The organism is Asanoa iriomotensis (assembly GCF_016862515.1).
Taxonomy (GTDB): domain Bacteria; phylum Actinomycetota; class Actinomycetes; order Mycobacteriales; family Micromonosporaceae; genus Asanoa; species Asanoa iriomotensis.
The window spans coordinates 46,160-54,888 of the sequence record NZ_BONC01000054.1 but is presented as its reverse complement, the minus strand read 5'-3'; the positions used below and the strand labels follow the sequence as shown (position 1 = coordinate 54,888).

The following is an 8,729-nucleotide window of genomic DNA, read 5'->3' as shown; positions in this document are numbered from 1 at the left end:
CCGTCGTTGTCCACTGTGGAATCGGTCTCGCCGAAGTCCACGCCGACGCTCAGGCCGTCGAGTACCCCGTCTTCGGCGAGCTGCAAGGCCTCATCGCCGGCCGGGCCGCGCGCCACCCGGAAGCGCACGCTCAGACCTTCGGCGGTGTCGGTCAGCGTGAGCGCCTTCCCAACCGGCTTGGCGATGTCGTGGTCGCGCAGGAGCTTGACCCGGTTGACGTCGCCCCACTTGATCGAGCCAGGGGCGAACCGGAACTGAATGCCGTACTTGTTGGCGGTCTGCCCGTACGGCATCGCGATGCCCTCGATCGTGCGGGCCGCGGAGTCGACGGCGAAACCGGCGACCGGCACCGCCACGAAGGTCTTCACAGGACCGGTACCGCCGACGCGCACGCCGCACAGAACCGCGTGATCGTCATCGGGAGGTCCGCCGCGGTCAGGTCGAACACGACCCGCGTCACGGACGCGACCGGCCGCTCACAGCGGTCACAGTCGATCGGGTCGCCGAGGTCCGCCAGGGCGGTACGGGCACGCGCCTGCGCGTCGGCGTAGACCGCGGCGCCCACGGAGTGCTGTTCCACGTACGCGGCCAGCCCCTCCATGATCACTTCGGAGATCGAGCGGCCCTGCGAGGCGGCCAGCGCCTGCGCGGCGCGGTACAGCTCTTCGTCGCTCGCGTAGATCAACCTGCGATTCGCCATGGTGGGAGTATATACATGACGTCGAGCAACTATCCACCACAAAACTGTTGCCGTACCGCAAAGAAAAAAGGGATCGAGCGGCGGGTGTATGGGGTAGTCGATCAAGGGAAAATGGGCATGCCGGTCACCGCTCCGTCCCACCCGTCGCGTGCCACGACCCCACGAGCCGCGCACGCTCCGCCAATCCTCGCTCCGCCAGCACCGCCAGGGCGGCGCGCACGTCGGCCGGCCGCTCGTCCAGCTCGATCGCCAGAGCGAATGCGTCCGCCCCGTCGGGCATCCGCGCGAGCGCGTACAGCACGCGGACGGGCAGCGTCCTATCCACGGCTGACCACGGTCCACACGCGCTGATCAACCCCACGGATGTCCCGCCCCGGCCGCAGGCTGCCCCAAGAGGTTGCCACGTCCGGTCCCAACGGATCGATCGCCGCGACAACGGACCCGGCGGGACGGGTGGCGGACTGCTCATGCCCGGTGGCCTCACACATGAGCAGCAGCGTGACTGAGGATCCGGGCGTGGATGGGGGCTCGGTCTGCCGTGCCGCAGGTTCCGCCTTCTTCGCCGCGGCCTTCTTCGGTGCCGTCTTCTTCGCGGGCTTGGCGGTCTTAGCCGCGGCCTCGTTCGCCAGGCACCCTCGGATGAATGCTTTCTCGTTGCGGACCGGACGATCGGATGCGGCCAACCGGCGATCGATCCACTTCTGTGCCTGCTCCGCGGAATCCCCGCGAGCCGCCATCACCTCGCGGACAAGGGCGGAAATCGCGTCACCGGCAAGCGGCCCGTTCGAGGGCGCGGGCGCCAAGCCCGGAGCTCCAGCGGAGGGCGCGGGCGCGTGAGCGTCCGATCCTCCTTCCTCCCTCCCTAGGGGTCGGGAGGAGTCGGAAGGATATTCAGCAGATTCTGCAGACTGCTCTTCGGCAGATTTTGCCGACTGCTCTTCGGCAGATTTTGCCGGTAGGACAGTGGGACGCACACGCTGAGAGCCGGTGCGTCCCACTGCGCGCTCTTCGGCAGATTCTTCCGAAGAGCGTTGACCCGCCCGCGCCACCGACTGCTCTTCGGCAGAATCTGCCGAAGAGAGCAGCGACAGGTGCCAGCGGACCGTGAAGCGGAAACCGGGGCGCCAGTTCTTCGGCCGGGCACCTGCGCCCGCCCTGACGATCAGCCCCAATCTCTCTAGCGACCCTTGGGCCTCATGGACGGTACGGATGCTGACGCCGGCCGTGCTGGCGATGTCGTCCTGCGATGCGACACACACGGGCGGGTCGTCTGTCGTCTTGGCGAACCAGGCCATCGAGGCGAGCACGAGACGCGCCGTGCCGCGGATCTCGTCGGCGCGGGGGTGCTCCTTGCACCTCACGATGGCGAGCCCCGCCAGGTAGGCGGTCACGTCCGCCCCCACTTCCGCGGCTGGCGGCGCTCGGCGCCGGGCACGATCGCCGGGCATCCGGGGTCGTGTATGGCGATCCCGTCGGGCGACGCCCCGTGCTTGCGCTCGTAGTGGCGTCGGTCGCGACGGTTGAGGGCCATGACCGCGAGCCCGCCGCAGGAGCAGCCTGGCGGGCGCGGCGCGGCGCTGTACGATCGCATCGACAGGTCCAGCAGGAACGCATTGGGCGCCGCCCCGCCAGTCGTCTCGGGGCGGCGTTCTGCTTTGCTCACGGCCGGTCGCCCCTGCCCTTGCGTGCCGGCGGGCGGGTGGTCCGGTCGGCACGGCGGGTGGGTGCGAGCAGTCCAGCCAGCCTCGCGCGCTGGTCTTCGTTCAGCGGCGGCGCCGCCTCCACCGCGGCTCGGATGTAGTCGTCAACGGACGGACGTGCTTCTCCGGCGGCGCTCATGCCGCCCGCCCGTCGGCCGGCGCGGTCAGGTCGGACAGTGTGAGTTGCTGGCGCTCGATCGCGGCCCGCACGATGCGAACCGCCTTGGACAGCTTGGCAGGGTCGTCGGCGGCGCGTTCAGCGGCGCGGCGTAGGGCCACGGCGCGCGCCGGTCCGGTGTTTCTCATGGGTGCACTCCCGCACGCTCGTATCGATCAGGGCGATTCGCTGCGGGTCGGCGTGAGCCTCCCGCGCGGTCCGGCACGGATGCGGATGCGGATGCGGCGGGGTGTCGGTGACTGCGGTCGGTGACGGGGTGCGGTCGCGGGTGCGGGTGGGCCGGATTGCGTCATAAGACTACACGACTAAGGGCTGAATCCCTTACACAGCAAGGGTTTCTAGTCGCTCAGCGACTAGGGAACCCACGGGCGCGCCAGGCGTCGGCCCACGTCTCTGTATCGCCGGTCCACGCCGAATCGCCGAGTGTGAACGGGTCGAACGTGCGCCGGCCGCGCGGCGCCTTCCCGATCCTCACCACGCACAGAGCCTCGATCACCGCCCGCCGGATCATGAGCGGAGCGGCGTCGAACGCGGCCACCGGGTCGTCAGCCGACAGCACCGCCGCGGCGACCCCGGGGACCGCCAGGCGGGCGTACGCGGACCGTGCGGCGGACAGCTCCGCCGTGGCCTTGTCGGTGGCCACGCGGTAGCGCCGGCCGTCGATCAACTCAGCGTCGTAATCCGCCTCGATCCGCGCGACCCGCCCCTCTAGCCGCTTGACCTCGGCGGCCAGCCGCTTGACCTCGGCACTGTCCGTCCGCGGCAACAGGTCGGCGAGGTCCGGCTCGGCCAGCCGACCACGAGCCATCCTGACCACGAACGCGTCGATCTCCGTCCGGGCGCGCGTCACGTGCGCGTCCCGGCACCGGTACCGCTGGCCGCTGAAGCTCGAGCATGGCCGATCGCACTCCGCGCAGCGAAACAGCCCGGCGCCGAGGTGCTTACGGTCGGTACCTTCCCGGTTGAGCCTGCGTCGGGGGTCCGCGAGCCGGTCTTGCACCACGTCGAACACCTCGGGCCGCACGATCGGCCGCTTACCGGCGGCACCCGCGAGCGTCCGCCCGTTCACGTCTCCCCGGTAAACGGCGCGGCCGGCATAACGGGGGTTGGTCAGGATCTCGCGCACGCTGGACGGGTGCCAGGCGCCCCCGCGCCGGGTCGGCACACCGGCCTCAGTCAGCCCGCGGGTAAGCCCCTTGATCGACTCCCCGGCCGCAAACTTCTCGAACAGCTCGCGGACCACCTTCGCCTCAGCCCTGATGATCTTGCCGTCGACGCTGAATCCGGTCAGGCGGGTGCCCTTGGGGGGTCGGCCCAGCTCGGCGCGCTGGGCCGCGGCGGAGCGTTGACGCGCCCCCTTGCGCTCGATCTCGTTGCGACCGACGGACGCCTTGATTCGGGCGAACAACCGGCCGGCGTCGGTGCTCAGGTCGGCCTCACCGTTCGCGGTCACCAGCAACAGCCCCCGCTCCGTGGCCGCGTCGATCCAGTCTTCCAACTGGCGCGGCACGCGGGTGAGCCGATCCAGGTCCCAACACAGGATCGCGTCGAACTCTCCACGCGCGTAGGCGGCCACCATCGCGTCGTACTGCGGGCGGCGCTTCTTGCCGGCGGCGCTGATCGAGTTGTCGACGTACTCCGCGACCACGGCCCAGCCGCGCACCTTCGCGATGCGCTGGCAGTCCTCACGATGGCGGGTGATGGTCAGCTCTTCCCCGGTCGCGTCGAGCGACACCCGGAGGTAGATCACGGCGCGCGTTGCGGTCATGCCGCCAGTGTTGCATGATGACGTGATCCGGTCGAGTTCCGCTTCAACGTCTAACCCCCTCGGAGGTCGTGGATGTACGTGCTGGAGCTCTCCTTCGACGGCAACCCCGAGCGGTTGGCGCACCGGCCCGCGCACCGGGAGCTCGTCTCCGGGCTGAAGGAGCGTGGCGTCGTCGCGATGGCGGGCCCCTACGCCGACGAGTCCGGTGCTCTGCTCGTCTTCGATGTCGCGACCGAGGAGGAGTTCGAGGCGCTGGTCGCGGCGGACCCCTACTACCGTGCTCCGGGCGTCACCATCGCCGCCAAGCGGGAGTGGAACCCGATTTTCCGCTGACCCGGTCCGGGTGATCGGCGGTACCGTGAACGGTACCGCCATCGTTACGATGCGGCGATGGCCGTCGTGTTCGTCAGTCACCGCGTGGCCGACGCCGCCCCCGCCGAGAAGCTCGCCGACGACATCCGCGCCGCCGGGCATGACGTCCGGCTGGACGAGACCGACCTGCGTGTCGGCGACTCCATCGTGGAGTGGATGAACGCCGGGCTGGCCGACGCGGACTATGTGGTCCTCTGCTACTCCGCGCACGGTGTCGAGTCAAAGTGGATCATGCGGGAGTGGGCGTCCGCGCTCGCCCGTCAGCTCCAGGGTGCGGGAGTCAAGTTGCTGCCCGTGGTGCTCACGGGCGGTGATGCCCCGGCGATTCTCGCGGACCTCAAGACCGCCGATCTGACCAAAGACTGGTCTCGCGGCGTCGCGCAGCTTCTGCGGGCGATCCGGTGAGCGTCACCGTCCTGATCGCACACGCCCGTGGTGAGGAGGACCGGGCCGAGGAGCTCGCCGGTCCGATCCGGGCGGCCGGCTACACCGTCCACCACGGCGACACCGTGCTCGTCGGCGACTCCGTCGTCAGAGAGACGCAGAAGCTGCTCAACGCCGGCGGTCCCGTGGTGCTCTGCGGCACGATCCGGGCGATGGGCACCTCCTGGGCGCGCCGGGTGGTCAACGCGGCCCGGGACGCGAACCGGCAGAACCGCGTGTTCGTCGTGCAGATGGAGGAGGACGCCGACACCGACGCGATCAGCCTCGACGGCAAGGTCGCCGCCTGGTGGCGCAATCCGGAGAAGGCGGCGGGCGACCTCGTGGCCGCACTGGTCCGGTACTTCCCGCTCGACCAGCGTTCGGTCGCCCGTGGCCTCGCCGACACGGCCGAGGCCCGCTACCGCGCCCTGGCGCTCGAGTCGTGTGACCTGGTCGATCTCGCCAACCTGCCCGAGACCGACCGGCACATCGCGTTGCGGCAACTCGAGCTGCGGCGGCTGTACGTCGCGCTGCGGGTGCGCCCGCTGCCGGCGAAGTCCCTCGGCGAGTCGCTGGAGCGGCTCGAGCTCGCGGGGGCCCACGGGCCGGTGGACGGTGGTCGCACCTCGATCGGCCAGCGGCTCGGTGAAGCCCGCCGGTTGGTCGTGCTCGGCGACCCGGGTGCGGGCAAGAGCACGCTGTTGCGCTGGATCACCACCGCCTACCTGCTGCGCCTCGCCGAGGACCCCGACTGGCGCGCCCTGCCCGACGTGGGCACGCTGCCGGACGCCGACCTGCTGCCCGTGCTGATCCGCTGCCGGGACCTGCGGCCGGAGCACATCGGCGGCGCGTTCGACGAGATCCTCAATCTCACGTTGCGGCAACAGGAGATGACCGACGCGGAATGCTCCGCGCTGCGCGGCGTCATCCGCGACCGGCTGACCGCGGGCACGGCGCTCGTGCTGCTCGACGGCCTCGACGAGATCACCGACCCGAGCCTGCGCATCCGGCTGTGCCGGCAGATCGAGCGGGTCGCCGGCGCGTACCCACTGGCGCCGATCATCACGACCTGCCGGATCGTCGGCTACCGCGAGATGGACTACCGGATGGGTCGGGGGTTCGAACACGTGGTGGTCGACGAGCTGGAGCCGGCTGACAAGGACGACTTCGCCGCCCGCTGGTGTGCGCTCGTCGAACCGCCGGACCGCCGCGCCGCCGCGACCGCGGAGCTGGTCGCCGACGTGCACAGCACGCCGCAGATCGAGGCGCTGACCGGCAACCCGATGTTGCTCACCACGATGGCGCTGGTCAAGCGCAAGATCGGCAAGCTGCCGAGCCGCCGGGCCGACCTCTACTGGGAGGCCGTGCAGGTGTTGCTCAACTGGCGTCGCGAGGTCGACGTGCCGCTGGACCCGCGGGAGGCGATGCCGCAGCTCGAATATCTCGCGTACGCGATGTGCGCCCGCGGCGTGCAGCGGTTGCGCGAGGACGAGGTCCTGGACCTCCTCGCCGCCATGCGTGACGAGTTCCCGCAGGTGCACTCCGCGCGCAACCACGAGCCGACGAGGTTCCTCGAGCTGGTGGAGAGGCGCACCGGCCTGCTGATGGAGTCCGGCGAGGTCAAGCACAAGGGCCGGCCCGTTCCCGTGTACGAGTTCCGGCACCTGACCTTCCAGGAGTACCTCGCGGCCCGCGCCCTGGTCGAGGGCCACCACCCGGGCCACGACCCGAAGGCGTCCCTGGCCGAGCTGGTCGTGCCACTCGTCGACTCCGCCGAGGCGCACAAGACGCGCGAGAGCTGGCACGAGCCCGTCCGGCTGTGCGTCGCGAGCTGCAACGACGCCGACGCGGAAGCGATCCTGCGCCAACTGCTCACGCAGGCGGAGGAAGACCTCCGGGGGCAGGACTGGTACGTCGGGCTCACACTGAAATGCCTCGCCGACGAACCGAACGTCAGCACAGGGATCCTGCACGAGGCGCTCGGCGCGCGGATCCGCATGAACAGCTTCATGAGCAACGAGATGACCGAGCTGTTGCGCAGCCGATGGTGCGACGACTCCGTGAACTTCGTGGCCGGCGAGTGCGACGGGAGTTGGGAGCGGGATTCCGATCTCGTGTGGGACCTGTGCAACTACGCGCCGACCGGGCCCATGTCGCCGAGCGACCTGCGGCGGAGGCTGAGCGGTCCGGATTTCGCCGACCGCTTGAGAACCGCTTTCGCGATCATGCAGCTGGGCTCGCACGGCAACGTGGACGCTCTCGCCGCCGACCTCGACGGTTTGACGGACGACCTCGTCGCACTCACCCACGGGCGGCGACCGCTGCCGATGATGGCGGTCTGGGCCCTCGGCTGGCTCTACCAGAGCCCAAGCTCCGACGGCGTGCCGACGAGGCTCGCCAGCCGATTCGCCGACCTGTTCCGAGCCGAGCAGACCGAACCCGCCGTCATCCGTTTCCTGCTCTGGTTCGCGCACGGGACGATTCGCTTCGCCGACGCCGCCGACCTGGACGCCGTGCACGACGCGATGCTCACCTGGTTCGGACGAGCCGCACCGTCGGACGCACTGTTGGCGCTGGCCGATGTCGAGTGGGGAAACGTATCGGCGCGCAGGAAGCTTGCCCACCTCGGCTCCCAGGTCGACGACGCCGGCGTCCGCGCGGCGCTCGTGCGACTCCGGGAGGTGCAGGACCTGACCGAGCTGCAGGAGCTGTGTGCCTATCTGGCTCACGAGCACGATCCGACGGTGTGGGCCGCGGCGGTCGCCTCGCTGGCGGCGCTGGAGTGGTCGGAGCCCCCGCTCACCGGTCACCGCGACCTGGTCCACCGCATCGTCGACACGTTCGTCCCGGGCACCGAGGAGTCCGCGATCCATCTCGACCTGATCCGGGCGGACCTCGACGACGCCGAAGCGCGCAAACGTCTCATGCAGCGCCTGCACGGCCGTGAGCATGGCGCGGCCGGCAGGCGCAACGCCTTGGCCGTTGTCGCGGAATCCCGTTTCGACGAGACCGACCGACGCCTGGTCGGGGTGAGCAGATCCGAACCGGGGCCGCTCGACCCGATGGAAAGGATCTCCGTGAAGCAGGTCCGCGAACGCGCGGATCGGGTCCGGATCAGCGAGGACGAGGCAAGGCGCCGATACGAGCGCTTGGCGCAACGCTGGGGCCTGCGGCTGGCCTGGTCCTAGGAGATGTAGTGCAGCACCACGTTGTGGACGTGGTGCGCCTTGTCCGAGCCGCGGAACTCCACCTCGTAGGTGTGCGTGCCCACGTGGATGGCGATCGAGCCCGTCGAGAAGAACGAGCCGCCCCACGACTTGTTGCTGACCACGCTGACGCTGGTGATCTTGCCGTACGGGATGCTGGTGATCGCGACCTTCTTGCCCACGAACGACTTGTCCTGCACGATCACCCGGCGGTTGGTCACGCCGATGAAGCCCGTCCCGGCGCCGATCGCGTCGTAGACCGCGATCACCTCCTCGCCCTGCAAGAGTCCACTCTCGATCTGGCGCAGCTGCTCTTTGCGGTCGTACTTGGCGTTCGTGGTGGTCATGAATCTCACGTTAAGCACCGCGGTCAAGGCTGGCA

At 69.8% G+C, this 8,729-nt stretch carries 11 protein-coding genes; 3 read left to right on the top strand and 8 right to left on the bottom strand.

Annotated elements, in window-relative coordinates:
• From Air01nite_RS29770 to Air01nite_RS29740, 7 genes are all read right to left on the bottom strand, one after another.
• On the bottom strand, window positions 1-368 hold a 368-nt coding region (locus tag Air01nite_RS29770; protein WP_203706660.1), incomplete at its 3' end, for an HK97 family phage prohead protease.
• Entirely contained in the window at window positions 365-700 is a 336-nt protein-coding gene (locus Air01nite_RS29765; RefSeq protein WP_203706659.1) for a hypothetical protein, read from the bottom strand. The genes Air01nite_RS29765 and Air01nite_RS29770, both read right to left, overlap by 4 nt.
• A gap of 124 nt (window positions 701-824) precedes the next feature.
• On the bottom strand, window positions 825-1,025 hold the full coding sequence (locus tag Air01nite_RS29760; RefSeq protein WP_203706658.1) for a hypothetical protein: 201 nt from the start codon (window positions 1,023-1,025) through the stop codon (window positions 825-827).
• Window positions 1,018-2,091: a helix-turn-helix domain-containing protein gene (locus tag Air01nite_RS29755; protein WP_203706657.1), complete on the bottom strand. Its 1,074-nt coding sequence runs from the start codon at window positions 2,089-2,091 to the stop codon at window positions 1,018-1,020. The genes Air01nite_RS29760 and Air01nite_RS29755 overlap by 8 nt, the downstream gene beginning before the upstream one ends.
• Window positions 2,088-2,363, bottom strand: a complete 276-nt coding sequence (locus Air01nite_RS29750) for a hypothetical protein (protein WP_203706656.1) — start codon at window positions 2,361-2,363, stop codon at window positions 2,088-2,090. Before Air01nite_RS29750 ends, Air01nite_RS29755 begins: the two co-directional genes overlap by 4 nt.
• A 172-nt stretch (window positions 2,364-2,535) precedes the next feature.
• Entirely contained in the window at window positions 2,536-2,706 is a 171-nt protein-coding gene (locus Air01nite_RS29745; RefSeq protein ID WP_203706655.1) for a hypothetical protein, read from the bottom strand.
• A 218-nt stretch (window positions 2,707-2,924) separates the two neighbouring features.
• Window positions 2,925-4,346, bottom strand: coding sequence for a recombinase family protein (locus tag Air01nite_RS29740; protein WP_203706654.1), 1,422 nt, complete (start codon window positions 4,344-4,346; stop codon window positions 2,925-2,927).
• A 72-nt stretch (window positions 4,347-4,418) separates the two neighbouring features.
• Here Air01nite_RS29740 and Air01nite_RS29735 point away from each other — a divergent pair, with 72 nt between their 5' ends.
• The 3 genes from Air01nite_RS29735 to Air01nite_RS29725 are packed head-to-tail and all read left to right on the top strand — an operon-like array spanning window position 4,419 to window position 8,329.
• A complete protein-coding gene (locus tag Air01nite_RS29735; protein WP_203706653.1) occupies window positions 4,419-4,679 on the top strand; it encodes a YciI family protein in 261 nt (86 codons plus the stop codon).
• A 57-nt stretch (window positions 4,680-4,736) separates the two neighbouring features.
• Entirely contained in the window at window positions 4,737-5,123 is a 387-nt protein-coding gene (locus Air01nite_RS29730; RefSeq protein ID WP_203706652.1) for a toll/interleukin-1 receptor domain-containing protein, read from the top strand.
• On the top strand, window positions 5,120-8,329 hold the full coding sequence (locus Air01nite_RS29725; RefSeq protein WP_203706651.1) for an NACHT domain-containing protein: 3,210 nt from the start codon (window positions 5,120-5,122) through the stop codon (window positions 8,327-8,329). Before Air01nite_RS29730 ends, Air01nite_RS29725 begins: the two co-directional genes overlap by 4 nt.
• On the opposite strand, the gene Air01nite_RS29720 is transcribed toward Air01nite_RS29725, so the two are convergent.
• A complete protein-coding gene (locus tag Air01nite_RS29720) occupies window positions 8,326-8,694 on the bottom strand; it encodes a PH domain-containing protein (RefSeq protein ID WP_203706650.1) in 369 nt (122 codons plus the stop codon). The genes Air01nite_RS29725 and Air01nite_RS29720 overlap by 4 nt on opposite strands.
• Between the last annotated feature and the right edge of the window lie 35 nt (window positions 8,695-8,729).

Bases quoted from the DNA above. Each gene is read 5' to 3' on its own strand.
- Air01nite_RS29765 (WP_203706659.1), bottom strand. From the start codon at position 700: ATGGCGAATCGCAGGTTGATCTACGCGAGCGACGAAGAGCTGTACCGC.
- Air01nite_RS29745 (WP_203706655.1), bottom strand. From the start codon at position 2,706: ATGAGAAACACCGGACCGGCGCGCGCCGTGGCCCTACGCCGCGCCGCT.
- Air01nite_RS29740 (WP_203706654.1), bottom strand. From the start codon at position 4,346: ATGACCGCAACGCGCGCCGTGATCTACCTCCGGGTGTCGCTCGACGCG.
- Air01nite_RS29735 (WP_203706653.1), top strand. From the start codon at position 4,419: ATGTACGTGCTGGAGCTCTCCTTCGACGGCAACCCCGAGCGGTTGGCG.
- Air01nite_RS29730 (WP_203706652.1), top strand. From the start codon at position 4,737: ATGGCCGTCGTGTTCGTCAGTCACCGCGTGGCCGACGCCGCCCCCGCC.
- Air01nite_RS29720 (WP_203706650.1), bottom strand. From the start codon at position 8,694: ATGACCACCACGAACGCCAAGTACGACCGCAAAGAGCAGCTGCGCCAG.